At 65.0% G+C, this 23214-nt stretch carries 21 protein-coding genes; 3 read left to right on the top strand and 18 right to left on the bottom strand.

Annotated elements, in window-relative coordinates; all coding sequences use genetic code 11:
- The 8 genes from trxA to ahcY form a co-directional block, all read right to left on the bottom strand.
- On the bottom strand, positions 1–321 hold the full coding sequence (gene trxA / locus AC2TC0_RS03875) for a thioredoxin TrxA (protein WP_484716163.1): 321 nt from the start codon (positions 319–321) through the stop codon (positions 1–3).
- 32 nt (positions 322–353) lie between these two features.
- Positions 354–3848, bottom strand: coding sequence for a double-strand break repair helicase AddA (gene addA, locus AC2TC0_RS03870; protein ID WP_484716162.1), 3495 nt, complete (start codon positions 3846–3848; stop codon positions 354–356).
- Positions 3845–6811: a double-strand break repair protein AddB gene (gene addB / locus AC2TC0_RS03865; protein ID WP_484716161.1), complete on the bottom strand. Its 2967-nt coding sequence runs from the start codon at positions 6809–6811 to the stop codon at positions 3845–3847. Before addB ends, addA begins: the two co-directional genes overlap by 4 nt.
- Positions 6801–7523 (bottom strand): nucleotidyltransferase family protein, encoded by a 723-nt coding sequence (locus tag AC2TC0_RS03860; protein ID WP_484716160.1) that lies wholly within the window; start codon positions 7521–7523, stop codon positions 6801–6803. The genes addB and AC2TC0_RS03860 overlap by 11 nt, the downstream gene beginning before the upstream one ends.
- Positions 7520–8518 (bottom strand): aminoglycoside phosphotransferase family protein, encoded by a 999-nt coding sequence (locus tag AC2TC0_RS03855; RefSeq protein WP_484716159.1) that lies wholly within the window; start codon positions 8516–8518, stop codon positions 7520–7522. Before AC2TC0_RS03855 ends, AC2TC0_RS03860 begins: the two co-directional genes overlap by 4 nt.
- Complete coding sequence (gene tsaE, locus AC2TC0_RS03850; protein ID WP_484716158.1) at positions 8503–8946, bottom strand: tRNA (adenosine(37)-N6)-threonylcarbamoyltransferase complex ATPase subunit type 1 TsaE; 444 nt, start codon at positions 8944–8946, stop codon at positions 8503–8505. Before tsaE ends, AC2TC0_RS03855 begins: the two co-directional genes overlap by 16 nt.
- On the bottom strand, positions 8943–11318 hold the full coding sequence (locus AC2TC0_RS03845; protein ID WP_484716157.1) for a sensor histidine kinase: 2376 nt from the start codon (positions 11316–11318) through the stop codon (positions 8943–8945). The genes tsaE and AC2TC0_RS03845 overlap by 4 nt, the downstream gene beginning before the upstream one ends.
- A 184-nt stretch (positions 11319–11502) precedes the next feature.
- A complete protein-coding gene (ahcY, locus tag AC2TC0_RS03840; protein WP_484716156.1) occupies positions 11503–12921 on the bottom strand; it encodes an adenosylhomocysteinase in 1419 nt (472 codons plus the stop codon).
- A 356-nt stretch (positions 12922–13277) separates the two neighbouring features.
- Here ahcY and AC2TC0_RS03835 point away from each other — a divergent pair, with 356 nt between their 5' ends.
- On the top strand, positions 13278–13685 hold the full coding sequence (locus AC2TC0_RS03835; protein WP_484716155.1) for a hypothetical protein: 408 nt from the start codon (positions 13278–13280) through the stop codon (positions 13683–13685).
- A gap of 77 nt (positions 13686–13762) precedes the next feature.
- Here AC2TC0_RS03835 and AC2TC0_RS03830 read toward each other — a convergent pair whose 3' ends face one another.
- Positions 13763–14356 carry a YqgE/AlgH family protein gene (locus tag AC2TC0_RS03830; protein ID WP_484716154.1) on the bottom strand — a complete coding sequence of 198 codons (594 nt, stop codon included), beginning with the start codon at positions 14354–14356 and terminating at the stop codon, positions 13763–13765.
- Between the two features lie 86 nt (positions 14357–14442).
- On the opposite strand from AC2TC0_RS03830, the gene AC2TC0_RS03825 reads away from it, so the two are divergent.
- Together AC2TC0_RS03825 and AC2TC0_RS03820 are read left to right on the top strand one after the other, a co-directional pair.
- Positions 14443–14925, top strand: coding sequence for a redoxin family protein (locus AC2TC0_RS03825; protein WP_484716153.1), 483 nt, complete (start codon positions 14443–14445; stop codon positions 14923–14925).
- Between the two features lie 57 nt (positions 14926–14982).
- A complete protein-coding gene (locus AC2TC0_RS03820; protein WP_484716152.1) occupies positions 14983–16458 on the top strand; it encodes an AMP nucleosidase in 1476 nt (491 codons plus the stop codon).
- Here AC2TC0_RS03820 and AC2TC0_RS03815 read toward each other — a convergent pair.
- The 9 genes from AC2TC0_RS03815 to AC2TC0_RS03775 form a co-directional block, all read right to left on the bottom strand.
- A complete protein-coding gene (locus AC2TC0_RS03815; RefSeq protein WP_484716151.1) occupies positions 16436–16867 on the bottom strand; it encodes a hypothetical protein in 432 nt (143 codons plus the stop codon). The genes AC2TC0_RS03820 and AC2TC0_RS03815 overlap by 23 nt on opposite strands.
- 31 nt (positions 16868–16898) lie before the next feature.
- Positions 16899–18710, bottom strand: a complete 1812-nt coding sequence (locus AC2TC0_RS03810) for a M2 family metallopeptidase (RefSeq protein ID WP_484716150.1) — start codon at positions 18708–18710, stop codon at positions 16899–16901.
- Positions 18711–18818: 108 nt separating this feature from the next.
- A complete protein-coding gene (locus tag AC2TC0_RS03805; protein ID WP_484716149.1) occupies positions 18819–19559 on the bottom strand; it encodes an alpha/beta fold hydrolase in 741 nt (246 codons plus the stop codon).
- A 20-nt stretch (positions 19560–19579) separates the two neighbouring features.
- A complete protein-coding gene (locus AC2TC0_RS03800) occupies positions 19580–19981 on the bottom strand; it encodes a type II toxin-antitoxin system VapC family toxin (RefSeq protein WP_484716148.1) in 402 nt (133 codons plus the stop codon).
- Positions 19978–20214, bottom strand: coding sequence for a FitA-like ribbon-helix-helix domain-containing protein (locus tag AC2TC0_RS03795; RefSeq protein WP_484716147.1), 237 nt, complete (start codon positions 20212–20214; stop codon positions 19978–19980). Before AC2TC0_RS03795 ends, AC2TC0_RS03800 begins: the two co-directional genes overlap by 4 nt.
- A 31-nt stretch (positions 20215–20245) precedes the next feature.
- On the bottom strand, positions 20246–20896 hold the full coding sequence (locus AC2TC0_RS03790) for a DsbA family protein (RefSeq protein ID WP_484716146.1): 651 nt from the start codon (positions 20894–20896) through the stop codon (positions 20246–20248).
- A 9-nt stretch (positions 20897–20905) separates the two neighbouring features.
- On the bottom strand, positions 20906–21685 hold the full coding sequence (locus AC2TC0_RS03785; protein ID WP_484716145.1) for an arginine deiminase family protein: 780 nt from the start codon (positions 21683–21685) through the stop codon (positions 20906–20908).
- A gap of 10 nt (positions 21686–21695) precedes the next feature.
- Positions 21696–22079: a bleomycin resistance protein gene (locus AC2TC0_RS03780; RefSeq protein ID WP_484716144.1), complete on the bottom strand. Its 384-nt coding sequence runs from the start codon at positions 22077–22079 to the stop codon at positions 21696–21698.
- 7 nt (positions 22080–22086) lie between these two features.
- Complete coding sequence (locus AC2TC0_RS03775; RefSeq protein ID WP_484716143.1) at positions 22087–23112, bottom strand: aspartate-semialdehyde dehydrogenase; 1026 nt, start codon at positions 23110–23112, stop codon at positions 22087–22089.
- Between the last annotated feature and the right edge of the window lie 102 nt (positions 23113–23214).

Raw genomic sequence — 23214 nt, 5'->3', positions numbered from 1 at the left:
TTACAGCGCGCCCTCAAGCCACCCCTTGAGCGCACTCTTGGGCGCGGCGCCGACCTTGGTGTCGGCAATCTCGCCATTTTTGAACAGGATCATCGTCGGGATACCGCGCACGCCATATTTGGCCGGGGCATCGGGATGATCGTCGATGTTGAGCTTGGCGACGACGACCTGACCCGCCAGCTCGTCCGAAATTTCCTCGAGCGCCGGGCCGATCATCTTGCACGGGCCGCACCATTCGGCCCAGAAATCGACCAGCACGGGGGTGTCGCTGTCGAGCACATCGGCCTGAAAGCTGGCGTCGGAAATGGCCTTGGTCGGCATGGAAATTCTCCTGAAGTGCAGTTTCGCCTAAGCTAGGGTGTCGCAGCGTCCGGCTCAAGGCCCGGTCCGTGCAAATTCGCCTTCGCGCCCTCCAAGTCCGGCTTGTGCTGCGCCAGCAGCGCGGCAGGGAGCGCAATCAGCGTGGGCGCGGCGGTGTACAGCAGCGCCGCTGCCACCCTTCGCCCAGGGAATATCACGGCCAGCGCCGCAACATAGGCCGCCATCTGGCGCAAATAGGCGGGCGCGACATCCTCGGCGCGCGCGGGCACATGCGCGCCGGTCTTATAATCGACCACCAGCACTTGTTCGCCCGTCACCAGCAGCCGGTCGACCGTGCCCGCAACGACAATCCCGCCGTCGATCACCGCCGAAAAGGGGGCTTCGGCGAGCGACCCTGCGCCGAAGATTGCGGCCCAGTCCGGATTGTCCAGCACCCGGCAGGCTTCCCCCGCCATTTCGGCGCGAGCGGCGGCGGCCAATCCGGGCGCGTTGATTGCCAGCCAGCGCTGCGCCGCGTCCATCCTGCCTTCCATGGCAACGTGCGGCAGCCGTTCGATCAGGCTGTGCAGCAAAATTCCGCGCTGAATCGCTGCGGCGCGTTGGCCGCCGGCGGGGCGCTGCGGCGCATCGTCCGCGCCGAGTTGCGATGGCGCGAGCGGCCTCGGCGGCCGCGCCTCTGCGGCAGCGCGCCGCGTCGCCCAGCCGGGCAGCGCCGCGTCCGCCTGCCTTGTGCCCGTCTTCTTGTCATTCAGCGGCTGCCGCGACCAGTTCCCTGCCGCCGAGGACGTGCGCCAGCCCGGCCCGCCTTCCCAGTCATGATCGAAAGGCGCAGCGTCCATGGCAGCCAGCGCGCGCTGTGCGGCCAGATACCAGCTATGCTCGGGCGGTTCGGCATCGGCCTTGCGCAGCGTGCCGGTGATGACCAGCAGCCGTTCGGCCCGCGTCGCGGCCACATAAAACAGCCGCCAATGCTCCTCCAGTTGCGCCGCGCGCGCCGCATTCCATGCCGCCTCCAGCGGCGGTGGCCGAGCCTCCTTGCTCGTGCGAAACACCGGCAAGCCGCGCCACCCGGCGATGGCGAACGTGACATTCGGGTCCTGGCGCGTTGGATCGCCCGTTGCATCGGCCAGAATGACAATCGGCGCCTGCAACCCTTTGGAACCATGCACGGTCATCACCCGCACCAACCCGCCACGCGCATCGGTCTGGCGCTTTACGTCCAGCGGCGCACGGTCGATATGATCGAGGAAGCCGATGATCGAGGGTATTTCGCGACTTTCGAAAGCCAACGCCTCGGCCAACAGGGCATCAATGGCGTCATTGGCTTCCTCACCCAGCCGCGACGCCATCGCCTTGCGCGCTTGCAGCGGCCCCGACAGGATCGTGTCGAGCAGGCGATAGGGCGTGGTGAATTCCGCCGATCCGCGCAGCAACTCCAGTTGGGCACTGGCGTGATGGCACGCCGGGGTGTTCTGCCCCGCGATCCATTGCCGCAGCGGAGTGCGCCCGCGCTGCGCGGTTTCGTCATACAGCTGCTGCTGCGTCCAGCCGATCAGCGGCGATACCAGCAACACCGCCAGACTATATTCGTCATCGGGCTGAACAATGAAGCGCAGCGCCGCGAGCAAATCCTGCACCGCCAGCGGACTGGCGAGGTCAAAGCGGTCGACCCCTGCCACCGGAATGCCAAGCGTCTGCAACTGGGCAACGATCCGCGCCGCGAGCGACCGCCGCTTGCGCACCAGCACCAAAATATCATCGGGTCGCACCGCCACGCCGTCGATGCCAGCGCGCGTCCAGCCCGCAATCCGTTCGGCCAGCGCGCGGGCGAGTTTCAAGCTGGCGGGGTCGGTCGCGGCGCGCAGGCTGTCGTCGCTGCTCGCCAATTCTTCGTCTTCGTCGCCGTCATCGGCCTTTGGGGCGACCACCAGCGGCGGCCATAGTTCCACCCGTCCGGGCCGGTTGTTGCCGTGAAAGGCGTGGTGGGCGGGCACCGGCGGCGCAACGCCCATCGCCGTCACCCCGCTATCGGCCAGCCAGCGATCGACAAAGGCCAGCACCGCCGGTGCCGAGCGGAAATTGCTGGTCAGGTCGGCGGGAACAAAGGGACGTGCCCCGGCTTCGGCGCGCGCGGCAAAATCCTGCCGCGCCGCTTCGAATGCCGCCGGGTCGGTGCCCTGGAAGCTGAAAATCGCCTGTTTGCGATCGCCCACGGTGAACATGCTGGGGACGCGCCCCGCTTCGCGCGCGCCTTCCCCGGCAAAAAATTCGCCAGTCAGCCCATCGGCAATGGTCCATTGCGCTGCGTTGGTATCCTGCGCTTCGTCGATCAGCAGATGGTCGATACGCTGGTCCAGTTTGAAACGGACCCATTCGGCCAGATCGCCATTGGCCAGCAACTGCGCCGTGCGCGCGATCAGGTCATCAAATTCGGCGAGTCCCTCGGCAGCCTTGCGATGCTGCCACTCACCCGCAAACTGCGCCGCAAGCTGCCAGCCAGCGGCGAGATCATCGGCGAGTGCCATTTGCTGGGGGATCTGCAGCAGATTGCGGCACGCTGTGCCCACCCGCGCTGCGGCGTCGGCAACATCGACCAGCTTGCCGCGCTTTGCGCCTTCGACATACTCGGCCCGCAATTCGCCTGTCTGCTTGAAAACTGTTGGATAAAGCGCCGCGATCAACGCCTTGCGCCCTTCGGTGTCTGCCGCCCGCCATTCGGCTAATGTCGTTAGCCACTTGTCGGCTGTCGCCGTTCCCCAGGCGCGCCAACCCACCGCCAGAGCATCCAGATCGGCATCACCAATACAGCCGCCGTCGAGTTCATCCGTCACCCACGCGGCAGCGTCTTGCAGCGGTAGGCCGAGCCCCGCGCGGACATCCTGCCGGGCGGGCGCAAGTCCGGGATCCGGTCGCCGCGCGAAACTGGATGCCGCCGTTTCGATGAAAGTAACGGCGCCCTGCTCACCCAGCCGCCGACTCAATTGACCCAGCCATCCGCGCCGCCGCGCGCCTTCGCCAACATCGCTCAACAGGTCGGCCAGCGCGGCCAGTCGCTCGGTTTTCGCCTCGCTGCCCTCGATCAGGCGAAAGCCTGGAAGAACCGCCGCTTCGAACGGAAAGCTGGCGAGCAGCGACTGGCAGAAGCTGTGGATCGTTTGCACCCGAATGGCACCAGCCGGGCTGTCGATGACGCGCGCAAAAAGGGTGCGGGCCTGCCCACGCACGTCGTCGCCATAATCGAGCCCGATCGCTTCGAGATCGGTGTTAAGCTCGCCATCGCTGCACCCCACCCACAGCGCCAGCCGTTCGTGGATGCGGTGCGCCATTTCCGCCGCCCCGGCCTTGGTAAAGGTGATGCACAATATCGCGTCGGGTGACACGCCCTGCAGCAACAGCCGCAGCACGCGCGCCGACAGCACCTGCGTCTTGCCGGTCCCTGCCGACGCGTTGAGCCAGACGTGCGCGGCGGGATCGACGGCGATGCGCTGCGCCGGGTTGAGCTGGGCAAGGCGGCCCCCTTCACTCATGGCTCGCGCTCCAGCGGCGCGCGCCCGATCCATTCCTCGTGCCGCGACAGTTGGTCATAATCGCCATTGCTGTCGCGGGGAGAAAAGGGGGTGGTGCCAAGCAGATAATCGTCGCGCAGGGCTGCAAAGCCTTCGCACGCGTATTCAACCAGCGATGCGAAATCGGGCACCAGCTTGCCGCCATAGGGCACGACGGCCTCGCCATCGACGGCCTTTTTCCTGTTCGCCTTCAGCAACCAATACTCCGCCGCAACGGGTGCGATATCGGGCAAGCCCTTAAATGCCCCTGCCTCAATCATCGCGGCAAGCAGGCCGAGCTGCATTGCCTTTCGTTCGGCGATATCCTTGGGCTTGGCCGCACTGCCGCTCTTGTAATCGATAACGACCAAACCCTCTGCGGCCCGGTCGATGCGATCGGCCTTGGCAGTGATGGTAATGCCGCCCACGGTCCATTCGCCCTTGATTTCATTCGCCACCGGCACGCGTCCGGCCATTTTGCCAGCGGCCAGCTCTGCCGCAACCCACCGCAGCGCCGGGCCGATCCGCGGCAGCCAGCTGGCCGCTTCGACCGGCCCCAGCGCCGGATCAGCCGCCAGCGCGGCGATTGCGGCCTCTAGCGCAGCGGGATCCTGCCCGCCTTTCACCCATTGTTCGATTAACGCGTGCACCCGCGTGCCGCGCCACCGCGCATCGGCCTCCTTGCCCAAACGGTCGAGCGGGCGCAGGCGTAGGATGAAGTCGGCGTAAAAAGCAAAGGGATCCCTGGCCAGCACGTCGAGCGCGGTCAGGCGGACGATAGACGGGCGCTGGCCTACCGCAACCATCGGCCTGGATGCGGGCCGCGGCGGACCGGGAACATGGTCAAGCGCCGCCGCCAGTTGCGGCACCGACTGGCCATCGATTGCCGCCTCTTCGAGCGGTCCTGCGAGCGCTTGCAGCCGCAGCCACAGCCGCGATGCCACCGCAGGGTCGCCGCCCTGCCGCTTGGCGCGCGTTACCACCACGTCGGGCGCGCCAAGCGCGGTGACAAAATCATGCGCCGCGAGCCCCTGCGCGCGTTCGATCGAGGGCAGGCCAAGTTGCCGTCGGATCCCCGGAGCGAGCCAGGGATCGGGGCTGGTCTCGGCGGGCCAGCTGCCTTCGTTCAGGCCGCCGAGGATCATCACGTCGGCGCGCTGCAGCCGCGCTTCGAGCAGGCCCCAGATGAACAGGCGGGGATGGCGGCCGAACGGCGGGCGCACGCTTTCGCCGGCCAGCAGATCGTCGAGCTGGCGGGCAATCGCGGGCGCGGGCAAGAGCGCCGGGCCTTCGGGTGCCGCGAGTTGCCAGCGGTCGAACAGCGCAGCCAGTTGGCGGCCCGCCGGTCCAGCCCAGACAGACCCATCGCTGAGCCGGTCGATGACATCAACCAGCGCCGCGAACAGCTGCGCGGGCGGGACATCGATGCCATCCTGCGTCAGGGCCCAAAGGGGTGATAGCTCCGCTACCACCAAATCCCACCAATCGGCGAGCGCGATGTCGCCGGCGGTGAGCGGCTGGTCGTCCCGCGGCGCTGTGCGCAGATAGGCGGCAATGCCAAAGAGCGAGGCCGGCTTGCCCGGCCCGCGCAATCGCAGATCGAGCGCCCGGACCTGCGCCAGCCAGCCGGCGCGATCGCCAGCCGGTCCCAACAGGGGGTGCGCCAGCAAGGCCATGAGCCCGACAAGATCGCGCTTGGTCGCGGCAGCGAGCGCGAGCCGCGCCAGCGCGCCAGCCGGGGTCTTGCCGAGCGGCAAGCCCGCGCTGTCATCGGCCGCAATACCCCATCGCGCGAGCGCGCTGGCAACGCGTTCGGCAAGCTGGCGGTCGGGGGTGACCAAAGCGGCCGTACGCCCAGGCGTTTCGAGCGCATGTCGCAGCAGCAAAGCGATGCCCGTTGCTTCGCCCATGTCGTCGGCGAACTCGGCGATGCGGATGCCCGACACGCACCCGGGCACGACGCGGCTGCGCCAATCGGCGGTAAAGCGCGACGGAATGAACAAAGCGCTGGCCAGGCTGGCCCGATCGGCGGCGGTGGGGCCGTCGCTGGAATTGGGCCAGCTTTGCACCTCGCCGCGCGCGATGCCCATATGGTCCAATAGCTGCTTGAACTGATATTGCGGATGCGCGTCGAGCGGACGCGGGGCCAAGGGGTCGGGCCGGGCCGGGCCGATCGCTTCCCATTCGGCGTCGGGCATCGCGATATCGAGCCCGGGTAAAACCACCATGCCGCGCGGCAAATCGGCCACCAGACGCAGCAACCGGGCAACGGCCGGTGCGGTAACGGTAATACCCGCGGCGACGACGAAGCCCGCCGGCGGGACCGCCCGCCATTGTTGCACGATCCGGTCGAACATCCGATTCCGCCGGTCGGCAAGATCGATCACGCCCAGGCGCGCTAACGTTGCAGGCCATTGGTCGAGCAGCAGTTGCAGGTGGCGCATCGAGATTTGCCAATGCTGCGACAGATTTTCCTGATCGATGCAGTCCAGCGCCTTGGCGTCCAGCCCTTCGAAATGCAGTTGGTCAATCACCCGCGCCAGCGCATCGGCCATGCGGAGTGACGCCGGCGCCGCGATCGGGATGTTCAGCGCCGCGCAATTGTTGATAATCAAGCGCGAAAGGATGAGGCGGCGGCGTAGCGGTTCGATAGCCGGAGGCAGCGGGTCGACCAGATCATCCTCGTCAAGCGCCAGTCCCAGACCGTCTTGCAGTTCGGCATCACCCAGCGCAACCAGCCGCGGCAGCAGCAATCCCGCCCCAGCCGCGCGCACAAAGGCGGCCTGCACCGCATCGCGGGCGCGCTGGTTGGGCAACAGCACCATGGCGCCCGCGAGCGCCAGCGGATCGCCGCCATGACGGTCAAGCAGGCCGCCGGCCAGCGCATCGGCAAACGCCCGCGTAACGGGAATGGTGTAGACGGACGCGCGGCGATCAGTGGCCACGCAGCGCCGCCTCGACCAGCGGAATGGCATCGGGCGTGCCGACCTCGAACCATTGGCCTTGATGCGCCAGCCCATAGAGCCGACCTTCGGCGATGGCGCGGTCCCACAAGATGTTGGTCGAAAACGGCCCCTTGGGGGCATCGCGCAGGAACCGGCGGCTGACCAGCTGGATGCCGGTATAGACAAAGGGTGCGACCCGCCCCGGCTTGCGGCGACTGATCAGGCCGCGCGCGTCCATGTGGAAATCGCCGCGCCCGCCGTGGCCAACCGCACTGGCATGGCGCACCAGCAGCAACAGAGCGTCCATCCGCGCCGCATCCCACTGACGCGCGAGCAGGCGGATGGTGTCGGTAGGACCGTCGGTCCAGATATTGTCGCTGTTCACCGTCAGGAAGGGATCGCCCGCCAGCAGCGGTGCCGCCTTCACCATGCCTCCCCCGGTTTCAAGCAATTGTTCACGCTCATCGGAAATGGTGATGGCAAAGGGCCATTTTCTGGTTGCCAAATGGGCCTCTAATGCGTCGGCAAGATAATGGGCATTGACGACCACGGCGCCGATCCCGGCGGCGGCAATACGTTCCAGGCTGTGATCAATCAGCGCCTTGCCGTCGACGCGCACCAGCGGCTTGGGGCGCGTCGCCGTTAATGGACGCATGCGTTTGCCCAGCCCCGCCGCCAGCACCAGCGCCGATTCCAGCTTGGTACCGCTCACAGGCCATTTTCCCACGCCGCGGCGCGCGCTGCGAACGGCACATTGGCCGCAAACCAGTCGCGCAATTGTTCCAGCCCCGGCTGCGCCAGATCGCGCTCCAGCAGGCCCCACATGCGCGGCTGGAACGCTTTGTACCCCGGCTTGCCGTCGCGCCGCCACAGCCGGGTGAAGACCCCCAAAATGCGCGTATTGCGCTGCGCTGCCAGCGCCCAATAGGCCCGGGTGAAGGCATCGTCGGTGCCGGTGGCGGCAATATAGTGCGCCAGCATGGCCGCCTCGACGTCTGGTGAAACATCGCGCCGTGCATCTTCCAGCACCGACACCAGATCATAAGCGGGGTGCCCGATCAGCGCATCCTGGAAATCCAGCAAGCCAAGCCCGGCCACCCCCGCGCGTCCCGGCAGCAGCATGATATTTTCGGCATGATAGTCGCGCAGCACCGTGACGCGCGTCAGTCCATCTGCATCGACCGGGGCGAGCAGGTCACGCCAGGCCGCTGTCCACCCCGCAATGTCAACGTCCAGCTCCAGCGCCGGGCAATACCAGTCGGTAAACAGCGCCACTTCGCCCAACCATTGGTCCAGCCCGTGCGGTGGCAGTCCGGCAAGCGGTTCGCGGCCATGCAGATGGACCAGCAGGTCCGTTACCTTGCCATAAAGCTCAAGCTCGCGCTCGGGCGCGGCATCGGCGGTTTCGCGCAGCCGGGCGTCCCCGAAATCTTCGATCAGCAGCAATCCCTGGTCAAGGTCGCGCGCCAGAATGCCCGGCGCGGACAGCCCCTGTGCAATCAGCCATTCGGCAACGGTGATGAACGGGCGCGGATCCTCGTGCGGCGGCGGCGCGTCCATCAGCACGGCGCGCCGCGCGCCGTCTGTCACGCGAAAATAGCGGCGGAACGAGGCGTCGCCCGCCAACGGCGCGACGGTCGCACCCGCCCAGCCATTTTGCGAGAGAAACAGGTCGGTGCCAGCAGGCGGGATCATCGGGGCGGCCATCGCCCTTCCCAAGCCGCAGGCACTTTGGCTGTCAAGCGGCGGGTGGTGCCAGTGCCTTCAAGCCGCAGCAGCAGAAGTTCGGGCCATGTCCCGGCAGGGAGCCGTTCGGGCCATTCGATCAGCAGCGCGCCGCCATCGGCATAATCCTCCAGCCCCAGTTCATGGACGTCGTCAGGATCGTCGAGCCGGTAAAGATCGACATGCGCCACGGGTAAGCGGACGTCGGGCACATCATAGGGCTGAACGATGGCAAAGGTCGGCGAAGGCGCTTCGCCCGCCAGCCCCAGCGCGGCCAATATGGCGCGCGCGAGCGTGGTCTTGCCAGCGCCAAGGTCGCCCGACAGGCCAATGACGTCGCCCGCGCGCAGCTGCGCCGCCAGCCGCGTGCCCAATTCCGCCATCGCTGCCTGGTCGAATTCGCCGGTCATGGCTGCTTGTCTGCATGCCGGGGCAGCCGCACGCGCACCAGCGTGCCCTGTCCCTTTTCCGTAATCACCTCCAGCGTCCCGCCATGCGCCTCGACCAGCTGCCGCGACAGCGCCAGACCGATGCCGCCGCTGGCGGTCCCGGTCGCCTTGGCGCGCAGCGCGCGCGCGACGGCATCGGGCACGCCCGGCCCATTGTCGGAGATGATGACCTCGACGGCAGCATCATCGCCTTCGGCATGCAGCAGCACGCGCGCCCCGCTGCGCCGCGCCAGGGCCGTGAAGCGCACCGCATTGTCGAGCAGCTGAGCAAAGAGCCGTTTCAGCCGTGCGGCGTCGCCGTCGATCACGCCCAGCGCACCCACCACATCGCGCGCAATTTCAACCCGCTCGCTGACCGCCAAGGGGGCTGCGGTGGCAAGTACTTCGTCGAGCAGCGGCGCAAGCTCCACCGGGCCGCGTTCGATTGCCAAAGTGCCCGCTTCGGCCTGCGCGAGGTCGAGCACATTGTCGATATGGCGGCCCAGCACCGCGACCGATTCAAGAATGGCCGCAACATAGGAGCGCGCGGCCGGTGCAAGTTCGCCAGCATAACCGCCACCGAGCATTTCGGCAAAGCCGCCAATCGAGGTCAAAGGCGTGCGCAGTTCATAGCTCATGCGCGACAAGAAGGCGGTTTTGACCTGATCGGCCGCCTCCAGCGCCTCATTGCGTTCGCGCAGCGCGCCTTCCATCCGGCGGCTGTCGGTCACGTCAAGCATGATGAGGAGCGCGTTGCCATCGGGCAGCGGGATCGCGGCAAAGTCAAAATGGCGGCCATCGGCGAAGCGGATCTGGCCGCTGCGCTGGGTACGCTCGAGGGTCGCGGCGCGAATAATCTCCTGCACCACGGTGACCTGGGCGGGTTTGGCGAGCCGGTCAGCCAGCCCCGCCATCAGCGCATCAACGCGCGGGTGAGCGGCGAGCAGATTTTCTTCCACCGCCCACAATTTGCGGAAGCGCTGGTTCCACAGGTGCAGGCGACCGTCGGGCGCGAAGACGGCAATCGCCTCGAACAAATTGTCGAACGTCGCGGTTCGCACGCGCAGCAGCGTGTCGCGGGTCGAGGCGAGCTGGACCTGCTCGGTGCGGTCCTCGACAATCAGCAGCAGGCCGCCGTCGGGCGTCGGCTGGGCCACCAACCGCAAATTTGTGCCGTCCCGCAGCAGCCAGTCTTCTTCGGCCGCCTCCGCGCGCGCAAACCAGTCGACATGGGCCTGCCGCCATTCGGGATAGTCGCGGACTTCGGGCGTTTTGCCGGCCTCACGCCAGCCATCGAGCAGCCGGGAAAAATCCGGGCTGTCGGCAACCTCTTGCGCGTCGAGCGCAAACAGGCGGCGAAACGGCTGATTGGCAAAGGCAAGGCTGCGGTCGGCGTCAAATTGGGCCACCGCCGCCGACATCCGATCGAGCATGTCACGCTGGGTTTCGGCAAAGCGGCGATGCGCGGCGCGCTCGCTGTCGAGTTCCTGAACGTCGATGGCATAGCCCGCGACGCCGATAGGTTTGCCATCGGTACCCGCAAGCGGAACGTCGACGACCTGCATCATCCGCCGTTCGCCCGCGATGGTGACGGGCACCAGCCGCTGCAGGGCCGCGCCTGCGGCGGCGGCGCGATAGGCTGCCTCAATGGCCCCAACCCCGGCCACGTTTTCAACCAGTTCGATCCCGCCATCGATGACGCTGGCGGCGCTGTCGGCCTCGATCGCTTTGACATAGGCATCGTTGACGAGCGCGAGGCGCGCGTCGCTGTCGCGGAACCACATGGGAAAGGGTGCGGCCTCGATCAGCCCCGACAGCGCTGCAAATGCGGCGAGCGCATCGTCGCGCTCGCGCCGCATGGTGTTGAGCGACGCCTGCGTTTCGGTGGTATCGCTAATCCACAACAGCACCGATCCGGGGCCACCGACGGCGGGCGGGGCAGCCATGCCCTGCACCAGCAACTCGCGCGCGCCGCCCAGCGGGCGCAGCACCAGCGTAAAGGGTTTGCTGCCACGCTGGGCCCCGATCACCGCTTGCCGCAGGGCTTCGTGCGTCCGCGCATCAAGGCCCTCGTCGGCGCCCTTGAGCTCATCAAAGCTGGCGGGCGGCTCTGCCAGACCGAGCCAGGTGCCCAGCCGCCCGCTCGCTTCCAGCCGCCAATCGCCGCGCAGAATGACCGGGATTTGCGGGCTCGCTTCGACCAGACTGGCCAGCCTGATGGTTGCACCGCTGGCGACCGAGGCGCGCCGCTGCATCGCCACGCCGCGCAGGATGGCCCACAAAGCCAGCGCGAGCCACAGCATCAGAAACAAGCCGATGCCGAACAGCGCGGGCGCAGTAAACACGCCGGTCATGGGCGGGTGGTGGTGGCGGGACAGGCGCAGGGCATCGCGCTTGCCCTAAAGCGAGCGCGGGCCGAGTTCAATGTTGGTGCAAAGCCTATGCCATCGTCATCCCGGGCTTGACCCGGGATAACAAGCCAACCTTCGCTCGTTGTCCCGGATCAAGTCCGGGACGACGACGGTGTGGGTTCAATGCTCAATAGCGGTAATGGTCGGGTTTGAACGGTCCGGCCTGCGGCACCCCGATATAGTCGGCCTGCTTCTGGCTCAGCTGGGTCAGCTTTACCCCCAGCTTTTCCAGGTGCAGCGCCGCGACCTTTTCGTCGAGATGCTTGGGCAGGACATAGACTTCGTTCTTATACTGGTCGCCGCGCGTCCACAGCTCGATCTGCGCCAGCGTCTGGTTGGTAAAGCTGGCCGACATCACAAAGCTGGGGTGACCGGTGGCGTTGCCCAGGTTCACCAGACGGCCCTTTGACAGGATGATGATCTGCTTGCCATCGGGGAATTCGACGAGATCGACCTGCGGTTTGACTTCGGTCCATTTATAGTTGCCGAGCGCCGCAATCTGAATCTCGCTGTCGAAATGGCCGATGTTGCAGACAATGGCCATATTCTTCATGCCCAGCATATGCTCGGCGGTGATGACGTCGGCGTTGCCGGTGGCGGTGACGAAAATGTCGGCCCGCTTGACCGCCTCTTCCATCGTCACGACCTCAAAGCCTTCCATCGCTGCCTGCAGCGCGCAAATCGGATCGATCTCGGTCACCAGCACGCGCGCGCCGCCGTTGCGCAGGCTTTGCGCGCTGCCCTTGCCGACATCGCCAAAGCCCGCGACGACCGCGACCTTGCCCGCCAGCATCACGTCGGTGCCGCGGCGGATGGCGTCGACCAGCGACTCCTTGCAGCCATAAAGATTGTCGAACTTGGACTTGGTCACGCTGTCGTTGACGTTGATTGCGGGAAAGGGCAGCTCGCCCTTTTTGGCGATGGCATAAAGGCGGTGGACGCCGGTGGTCGTTTCCTCCGACACGCCCTTGATGTTGCGCACCGTCTTGGTGAGGTAGCCTGGCCGCGCGGCGACGAACGCCTTCAGCGCGCGCTGCATCTCCACCTCTTCCTCGTTTTCCGGCGGCGGCATGGTCTCGCCCGCCTCCAGCTTCGCGCCCCACAGCGCGAACATGGTGGCATCGCCGCCGTCATCAAGGATCAGGTTACAGGTTGTGCCGTCGCCATCCTTTTCCCAGTCGAAAATGCGGCCGACATAGTCCCAATAATCGGCCAGGCTTTCGCCCTTCACCGCAAACACCGGCACGCCCGAAGCAGCGATGGCCGCAGCAGCATGATCCTGCGTCGAGAAAATATTACAGGTTGCCCAGCGCACCTCGGCGCCCAGCGCGGTCAGCGTTTCAATCAGCACGGCGGTCTGGATGGTCATGTGCAGCGAGCCGGTGATCCGCGCGCCCTTGAGCGGCTGAGCTGCGCCAAATTCGGCGCGCAGCGCCATCAGGCCCGGCATTTCGGTTTCGGCAATGTCGATTTCCTTGCGGCCAAAATCGGCAAGACCGATGTCGGCAATCACATAATCACGGGTGTCGGCGGCGAGAGAGGCCACGGGCGATGCTCCTGAACTGGCGGGCTGGCGCGGCCCGCAGGACGCACGCCAAAGATGACGCGCCCCTAGCCGAAACCATTGCCCCGTTCAAATATAAACTTTTCTTTATATGGCCCCTCCGCACCCAAAAATGCGACGAACCGAGTGAAAAAATTTTCAGCGCGCACAGAATATGACAGCGCGATTGGCCCCGAAGGCATAGCCACGAGGTAAGCAACCATTTGATTTCAAAAGCTTATAAACGCCCTAGCGAAAGCATAATCTGTCAATGTGACACGACTGTTACATAAAGGCGATTTTATTGCTTATCTGCCAATTTCTGGCATCTTCTTGAGCAAGGAAGAGGGAGATTTGCGATGAAAAATTTGATGTTGGCAGGCGTTGCCATGGTCATGGCCACCCCGCTGGCAACGGCGCCGGCGACGGCGCGCGAACTGGTCGCCGACGGGGTAACGGTGCTGCCGGTCGCTTTTGACGACATGCGCAGCGGCCGGACCGAGGCGGCGATTGCCAAATTGCAGGCCGAAGGTGATCTGTCGGCGCGCGATCCGTCGCGCCTCATCAACCTGGGGAGCGCTTATGCGCGTCAGGGGCGCGACGCCGAAGCGGCCGCCATGTTCCGCGCCGCCATCACCAGCCCCATCCGCTATGACGTCGAATTGGCCAGCGGCGAATTTATGGATTCGCGCTGGGCCGCGCGCATCGCGCTGGCCCGGCTCGAAAGCCGTCCGCGCGGCACCGTTACCATCGCGCAAAGCCAATAGGCCGGGCGCACACAACCCCAGCATCCACGGGGGAGGGGGAGGGCGGTGACGGCTGCGGCCGTCGCCGCCCTCATTTTTTAGGCCCTTCCGCCCTCCGCACTCAACATTCGTGCATCGACCCCCACGCTGGCGAACGCCGCACTCCAGCGCTCGTCCGGCGGGGTATCGAACATCAATTCAGCGCTGGCCGGGGCGGCGTGCCAGGCGTGGCGCGCGAATTCGCTTTCCAGTTGCCCGGCATCCCACCCCGCATAGCCCAGCGCAAAATGCCACTGCGACGGCCCGCGCCCGGCGGCAATGGCGCGCAGCACGTCGGGCGAACTGGTGACCATCCAGCGCCCGGCGACGTCAACCGAATCGACCCCCGCCCAGTCGCGGCTGTGAATCACAAAGCCCCGCTGGCGCTCGACCGGGCCGCCATCGAGCAGCGCGACATCGCCAACCCCGCCGGCGTCGATGCCAAGCTGGCCCAGCACATCGGCCATGGTCAGCGCGGCATGCGGTTGGCCAATGGCGATGCCCAGCGCACCTTCGCCATCATGGCGCACCATGGCAAGCACCGCGCGGTCAAAGCGCGGGTCGCCAACACCGGGCAGCGCGAGCAGCAATTGGCCAGTCAGCCAGGGCACATTTTCGTCCATCGCCACTACCTTGGCGCAGCACAGCCGCACGGTCCACCCCGCCCCTTGACAGTGAGCGCGCCGAAGCCGATTTCCGCCGCGCAAACGCTGCACCCCTATCTCGCGGAGAATCACCGATGACCATCGCACCCGGCGACAAATTGCCCACCACCACCTTTGTCAAAGTCGGCACCGACGGGTCCGAGCCGGTTACCAGCGATGAATTTTTCGCCGGCCGCCGCGTCGCGCTGTTTTCGGTTCCGGGCGCTTTCACGCCCACCTGCTCGGCCAAGCATCTGCCGGGTTTCGTTGATCGCGCGGCCGAGCTGAAGGCAAAGGGCATCGACGAGATTGCCTGTACCGCTGTCAACGACCCCTTCGTCATGGGGGCCTGGGCGAAAGCATCGGGGGCCACCGACGCCGTCACCATGCTGGCCGACGGCAATGGCGATTTCCCCACCGCCGTGGGCCTGGAAATGGACGGCAGCAAATTCGGCATGGGCAAACGCGGCCAGCGCTTTGCGATGGTCGTCAACGACGGCGTGGTCGAACAATTGTTCGTCGAGGCGCCGGGCGAATTCCGCGTGTCGAGCGCGGACCATATGCTCGAAAACATTTGAGGCTATCGGGCGGGGCGGGGCTTTCCCTCGCCCCCGCTTTGCGGCACAAGCCGCGTCATGAACGACCAATCGACAATCTCCCCCGGCGATGCCGAGATCGCCGCCACCATCACCCGCATTCAGAGCGAGCTTCGCGCGCATTTTCGCGCCTCGGTCGATGCGCTGAAATCGGCCATCGCCGACTATGTTGCCGAAGGCACCCTGCCCCCCGCCGACGCACCATTCGATTATCCCGCGCTGCGTATCATCGCCGAGGGCAAGCTGCGCGAGGGCGTCAAGGACCATAATCTGTCCTTCGGGCGCATCGACCGCGCGGGCGATTTTGTTACCACCATCACCCGACCTGACCTGTTCGCCGATTATCTTGCCGAACAGCTGACCCTGATCCTGCGCCATTATGATGTGCGCATCGAGGTGACGGGGTCGGGCCAACAAATCCCCTTCCCTTATGTGCTCGACCCGTCGGGATCGACCGACATGGGCGGCGTCGCCCCGCTCGAGCTGGCGCGCCATTTCCCTACGACCGAGCTGGCCGACATCGGCGACGAGCTGGCCGACGGCCTATTCGGCTTCGATGCGGCCGCCGATCAGCCACTGGCGCTGTTCGACGCGCTGCGTACCGATTTCTCGCTCGCGCGCCTGCGCCACTATACTGGCACCGCGCCCGAGCATTTCCAGCGCTACATCCTCTTCACCAACTACCACCGCTATGTCGACGAATTCGTCCGCTGGGCGGGCGATCAGGTGGGGAAAGGCCGCTATACCGCGCTCGCCGGGGCGGCAGGACTGTACGTCAACCAGCCCGGCGTCGATGCCAGCCAGCAGGTCGCCGACAGCGCCTGGCGGCGGCACCAGATGCCGGCCTATCACCTGATCGCGCCGGGCGGCGATGGCATTACTTTGGTCAACATCGGCGTCGGCCCGTCGAACGCCAAGACCATCTGCGATCATCTTGCCGTGCTGCGGCCCGAAGCCTGGCTGATGATCGGCCACTGCGGCGGGCTGCGCGCCAGCCAGCGCATCGGCGATTATGTGCTGGCCCACGCATACCTGCGCGATGACCATATCCTGGACGAAGTGCTGCCCCCCGAAATCCCCATCCCGCCGATTGCCGAGGTGCAACAGGCGCTGGCCAGCGCGGCGGGGCAGGTGTCGGGCGAAACCGGGGCGGACCTTAAACGCCGCATGCGTACGGGCACGGTGGTGACCACCGACGACCGCAACTGGGAGCTGCGCTTCACCGACAGCGCGCTCAGGTTTTCACAGTCACGCGCGATCGGCATCGACATGGAAAGCGCGACCATCGCGGCGCAAGGCTATCGCTTCCGCGTGCCTTACGGGACGCTGCTGTGCGTCAGCGACAAGCCGCTCCACGGCGAGCTTAAGCTGCCGGGGCAAGCCAACCGCTTCTATGAAGAGGCGATCGCCGCCCACCTGCAAATCGGCATCCGCGCTTGCGAAATGCTGCGCGACGAAGGCGCAAAACTGCACAGCCGGAAATTGCGCGCGTTTAACGAGCCGCCGTTCCGGTGAGGCGACAGCGGCGTTCAACGACCGCGCCAACCATGCCCCCAACAACGGCGCCCCCAATGTAAATGGGCAAAGTTGCCGATGCGAACCGCACTCCGTTAAATCCAATGCCAAACCCGCGCGAGAAATCGGCGGGCAGGAGCGCCAGCACCATAAGCACCGCAAGACCGCTGATGCCGGCCCACAGGATGATCTGTTCCGGCGCAGAGTAATCACGTCGCCGCGTGGCGGCTAGCAACACTGCCAGCACGGCGACGAAAGCAATTTTGGCGACTGGGCCTACTTCATCAGCGAGCTGCCATACCGTTGCCAGAGCTGGCAGCGTTCCGGCATTCATTCCTGCCAGCATGGCACTCGTGCCAAATATCTGGACGACCCAAACGGCCAGCAATCCGCCCAGCCAGCATTTCATTGGCAAGGCACTTGCAAGTGCCTCACTGCGCTCACCACCCCTTCGCCTCGCCCTTGTTCTGCTCTTTCAGCCATTCCAGCAGCGGCGCGAAATATTCGAGCATTGGCTTACCCGACATTTCGCGCGTGCCCGTGAAGGCCTCCAGCGCATCGGGCCAAGGCTTGGACGCGCCCAGCTCGAGCATCGCGTTCAGCTTCGCGCCGACCTCTTTATTGCCATAGAAGGAACAGCGGTGGAGCGGGCCTTTCCACCCCGCCGCGTCGCACGCCGCCTTGTAAAACTGGAATTGCAGCACGCGCGCCAGGAAATAGCGGGCATAGGGGGTGTTGCCGGGGATATGATATTTGGCACCGGGATCGAAGGCATCGGCCGGCCGCTCGACCGGGGCCTTGATCCCCTGATATTGCAGGCGCAGCGCGCCCCAGGCCTGGCTGTAACCCCCGGGCTTGATGGTGCCGGAAAACACGCCCCAGCGCCATTTGTCGACGAGCAGGCCGAACGGCAGGAACGCCACCTTGTCCATCGCCTGGCGCAAGAGCAGCCCGGTGTCCTTGTCGGCGCCCGGCACCTTGCTGGCGTCGAGCAGGCCGATCTGCACCAGATAGTCGGGCGTGATCGACAGCGCGAGCATGTCGCCGATGGCCTCGTGGAAGCCATCATTGGCACCGTTCAGATAGAGGAAGCTTTTGTCATTATAGGCGCGCTGGTAATAATTATGCCCCAGCTCGTGATGGATGGTGATGAAATCATCGGTGTTCACCTTGATGCACATTTTGATGCGCAGATCATCCTTGTTGTCGAGGTTCCACGCGCTGGCATGGCAGATCACCTCGCGGTCGGCGGGCTTCAGAAATTGTGAGCGCGTCCAGAAGGTGTCGGGCAGCGGCGCGAGGCCCAGCGAGGTGAAAAAGCCTTCGCCATATTTGACCATGTCCAGCGGCGTCTTGCCTTTGGCGGTCAGCAACTCGCCAATGTCATAGCCGATGTCACCCGCGCCCGGGGGCGCGACGATGTCGTAAATCCCGCCCCATTCCTGCGCCCACATATTGCCGAGCAGGTCGGCGCGGATCGCGCCCGTTCGGGGCTGCACCGCGTCGCCATATTTCTCGTTCAGCTTGCGGCGAACAAAGGTGTGGAGCTCGTCATAGAGCGGTTTCACGTCCAGCCACAGCTGGTCCATCGTGCGGCCGAATTGTTCGACCGGCATGTCGTAGTTGGAACGCCATAGCGCGCCGGTATCGGCAAAACCCAGTTCGCGCGCGCCTTCGTTGGCAATCTCGACAAGCCGGGCATAGTCGGCCTTCATCGGCTTGCCGACATTGTCGTGCCAGCTGGCCCACATTTCGGCGAGCTCGGCGGGGTTGCGATTGGTGCCCATTTCGGCCTCGATATCCGAACCGCTGATGGGCTGGCCGCGCAGCGTTCCCTTGCCCTTGCCATAGATGGAACCGAGCTTGGTCGCGATGGTGGCGAGTTCGGCCGCCGCCCCGTCGCGCGTCGGCGCGGGCAGGACGATGCCGGTGCGCAGCATCAAGAGCTTGCGCTTGGTTTCGGCGTCCAGCCCCGCCGCCTGATCAAATTTCGCCGCCGCGAGCGCCAGACCGACCGCCAGCTTGGTATCTTCCTCGCCCTGCTGCGCGGCGAGCGCGTCGGTATCGTCGGTGATATAGGTGTTGTTGATCCAATAGACTTTGGACGCGCGGTTCGACTGCGCGAGCAGCTTGGCCTCGGCATCAGCGACAAATGTCTTGGCGTCGGCCGCAGAAGGCGCGGCGTCCTGCGCGGTGGCGGGCACGGCGACGAGCGCGACGCTTAGCGCCAGCGCGGAAACAAAGCTTTTCATACATTCTTCTCCCCGGATTTCATTGCCGCCGTCATGCCGCGCGCAGGGCGCAGGTCGAGTCCGGCTGCGACCAATGGCGCAGAGGCTTCGACCAAAGACCAGCGGGGGTCAAGCCGTCAGAAAGGCTGCTATCGCTTCGCCCAGCGCCGCCTCGGTCACGCTCGACATATGCGTGCCCGGCACTTCGGCATAGCGCGCGTCGGGCAGCGCGGCGGTCAGCTCGGGCGCGCTGCCATTATCGCGGTCATCGGCGCCGCACACCACCAGCGTCGGCATGGTCAAGCGCGCCAGCAGCGCGGGATCGGTATCGGTAAAGCTGTGCAGCAAGTGCCCTGCCGCAATGCGATCGACCCCCATCGTTTTCATGAACTGGATGGCGAGCCAGGTGTCATCGCCGCGCTTGGCGGTTTCAAACTCGGCAATCGCACGGTGAAAGAAACCACCGCGCCGCTGCCAGCCGGCCAGCCCCGCCAGCCCCATACCGCCCAAGATCAACCGCTGCGGGCGTAGTCCGGCCACCACCGCGCGCGCGCTCGTCCGCGCGCCCAACGAAAAGCCGCCCAAGTCAAAGCTATCGAGCGCCAGATGGTCGATCAGATCATGGAGATCATCGACCAGCACATCGGGCGGATAATGAACCGCGCCATGCGGCGCGCCGCTGTCGCCGTGCGCACGCAGGTCGGGCGCGATGACGCGGTAACCAGCGGCGGCGATACGCGCGGCGTGACCGAATTTGAACCAGTTGACGGTCGCATTGGAAAACAGGCCGTGCAGCAGAACGACCGGCGGCCCTTCTCCCAATTCCCGCCAGACAAGCTGGATGCCGTCACGCGCGGCGAAGCGGTGCACGGTGGGGGCGGTCTCAGGGATCAAAGCGGCACAACCCAACGCGCATGCTCTGTGTCGCGCACGGCAGCAATCAGGCGTTGGTCAGCCGTGACCAATTCCAATGCCTCGGACTCGGCGGCTGCGAGATAGTAGCAATCATAAATCGGGTGCCGCAAATTGCATGCGATTGCTAACGCGCGATCGGCCAGTGTCGGCATTGCGATCCACCGTGCCACAAAATATCCGACTGCATTAAATGCAGACACTACTTCTTCGCCATTGATATCGCCACGTCGCAACTTCGTGACCAGTGCATTGCCAACCTCGGCACGCAGCAGTTCGGGCGCAACAAGTGGGACAGTGTTGGCGAGCTCAGCCGCAGCTTCGCTGCCGTCCTCGTCCACCAGCCATTTCATTGCCACGCTGGCATCAACCAGCTTCACCGCTCGTCGCGGCCTTCGTTGATCAGCTTCCACGATTCAATCGAACCGGGCTTGTTTGCCGTGCGCTTGCGAATTTTGCGCGACAGTTCGGCAAGATCAACCTTGCGGTCAGCTAGGCCACCTTCCAGAGCCGCGCGAACCTCGGCCTCTAATGAACGCTGATTTAGTTCGGCCAAAGCCTTATAGCGTTCAATGACAGCATCGTTGAGGTTGCGGATGAGAAGTTGACCCATGGGCCAATGATAGCATTTTGCTATCATCTTCTCAAGAGCGCGCCGTCAGCCCCTTTTGCTCCATCCGCCACTTGGCCATCTCAATCCGGTCCTGCCCGAAGAAGGGTTCGCCGTCGAACACTAAGGTGGGCACACCCCAATGGCCTGCCGCCTCGAGCGCAGTCTGGTTGGCATGAATTTCGGCGTCGAGTGCATCGGCATCCGCCGCCACCTCGGCTTCCAGCTCAGCGAAATCGAGGCCAGCCCGTGCCGCCGCACCCGCGAGATGATTGCCCTCGTTCCAGCCCTCTTGCCCGCCCCAGATCAGCATCCCGACCTCGTGACAAAAGGCCAGGCTCTTGCCCCGCCGGGCTGCTGCCTGCCCCAGCCTCGTCAGGCGAAAGATATGCGGTTGTTCCGCCGAAATTTCGCGCGTCATCACATTCTGCACGATCGGATCGGGGCGCGGCGGGCCAAAGGGGATGCCGTGGAACTGTGCCACGCGCATCATGTCGCGAAATGTATAGCCAAGCCAGTTGGGGTGGTTTTTCTCGAAGAAATCGGGCTGGCGAATGGCGAGCGGATAGACGGGCCGGACGATGATATCGACAGCATGGCTTTCGCCGAGCGCGCGGTAGCGGCCGATGGCGAGATAGCTGTAGGGCGAGCGGAAGGACCAATAAAGGTCAGCGGCAAAAGTCATGGCTTACTCCTACCAGCGCAGCGACATGCACGACAGTCCGGCATCGATGCGGCCAATTTGCTCGACCGGCAAGGCGATTGTCTTGATGCCCAGACCTTCGATGATGGCGCGGCTTTCGGGAAAGTTCGCCCCGATCAACGCGACATCATTGACGCGCAGCTTGTTCGCGGCCTTGGTTTCGCCGTCGGGCACCGGCACCACCGTCAGGCCGGCAAAGGCCGGCAAATCCACCATCTGCGGCAGCGCAAAAATCGTGCGCTCGTCGATCAGGCTGCACCCTGTTTTGAAATGCAGCACCCCGGGCGGCGTTTCGGCGATTGCGCCGCGCAAACCAAGCTGCGCGAGCAGGCCGATCAGTTCCTCCGCGCCCGCCCGGTCGGTGCGGCCCGACAGGCCGATCAGCACGCGGTCAGCGAGCCGCAGCACGTCGCCGCCATCGACATGTCCGGGGCCGTTCATAGCGAGCACAATGGCGTGATGGCCGCGCAGGGCGGCGGCGATGTACGCGACCTCGCCTGCGCGCGCGGGCGCACCGGGGCGCAGCAGGATCGCGCCTTGCGGAAAGGTCAGCGCGACATCCTCGACAAACAGCGCGTCAGGATGGTCATCGAGCGGCGGCAGTTCGGTGACGGCCAGCCCGCACTGCCGGAGCGCCGCAACATAGGCGGAATGTTCCGCCAGCAGCGCCGGGAAATCGGGGTCAGGCCCATCACCGGCGCGCAAGCCGTGCACCGCCGATGGCGCGGGCGTGCGCACGATTGCTTGAGTGAAGGCAAAGGGAAGCGTCATCTCTCGCCGTTCATTCCCCGATTGCCTGCCCGAAAACCACCAAATTGCCATCCGGAGAGCGAATCATCAGCTCACGCTGACCATAGGCCTGATCGACCGGACCATGAACATCGCCGTTCGGCAACAATGCTAACCCCGGTTGCAATTCGGCAAACAGCCCATCGACATCCCGAACGTCAAAGTAATAGGCGAAGCCACGATGAGGCACACCAACCGCGCCAGCCTCTTCATGCTCCAGTATGCGAAGTCCCGCACCTTCGCGCTCGACATAAGCGTAGCCGGACAGGCGAAAGGCGGTGGTGAACCCGAGAGTATTTTCAAAAAAGGAAACCGCGCCACCGAGGTCTGCGACGTGCATGAACGGCGTGACCTGCAAGATGTTGCGTTCCGCCATCGCTGCCTCACCCTTTCTTCAGATGTCGCCGCCCCAAGAGCTCAGCAATCTGGACCGCGTTCAGCGCGGCACCCTTGCGCAAATTGTCCGACACGCACCAGAAGGCCAGACCATTATCGACCGTCGCGTCATCGCGCACGCGGCTGACGAAAGTGGCATAATCACCGACGCATTCGACCGGCGTAATATAGCCGCCGTCCTCGCGCTTATCGATCAGCATCACGCCGGGCGCCTCGCGCAGGATGCGCTGGGCATCTTCGGCGCTGAGCTCTTCCTCGAACTCGACATGCACGGCCTCGCTGTGCCCGACGAACACGGGTACGCGGACGCAAGTGGCGATGACCTTTACCTTGGGGTCGAGGATCTTCTTGGTCTCGACCACCATCTTCCATTCTTCCTTGGTCGAACCGTCGTCCAGGAATTTGTCGATGTGCGGAATGACGTTGAAGGCAATCTGCTTGGTGAACTTCTGCACATCCTTTTCGTCGCCGACGAAAATCTGGCGCGTCTGGTTCCACAGCTCGTCCATCCCGGCCTTGCCCGCGCCCGAAACCGACTGATAGGTCGATACAACGACGCGCTTGACCTTCGCCACATCGTGCAGCGGCTTCAAGGCGACGACCATCTGCGCGGTCGAGCAATTGGGGTTGGCGATGATATTCTTGCGCTTGTACCCGTCGATCGCATCAGGGTTCACTTCGGGCACGATCAGCGGCACGTCGGGATCCATGCGGTAAAGCGAGCTATTGTCGATCACAACGCAGCCCGCCGCGGCCGCGCGCGGCGCGTGAATGGCGGTCGCGTCCGAGCCGATGGCAAAAATTGCCATATCCCAGCCGGTGAAATCGAAATGCTCGATATTCTGGCACTTCACGGTCTTGCCGGTATCGCCGATCTCGACATCCTCGCCCTGGCTGCGCGACGAGGCGAGCGCGGCAAGTTCGGCAATCGGAAATTCGCGTTCGGCCAAGATGGCGAGCACTTCGCGCCCGACATTGCCCGTGGCCCCGGCGACGGCGATGCGATAACCCATGTTTGAAAACTCCAGCAAAAGCGGCGCGCCTTTTGGGCTTTTGGTCCCGCTATGCAAATGTTTTTTGCGGAACCAGTGTTGCGCCGGCGCGGCGGCGCTTAC

Source organism: Sphingopyxis sp. sgz302558, from assembly GCF_057220455.1.
Note: the sequence above shows the minus strand (reverse complement) of the source record. Positions and strands in the feature narration are given on the sequence as shown.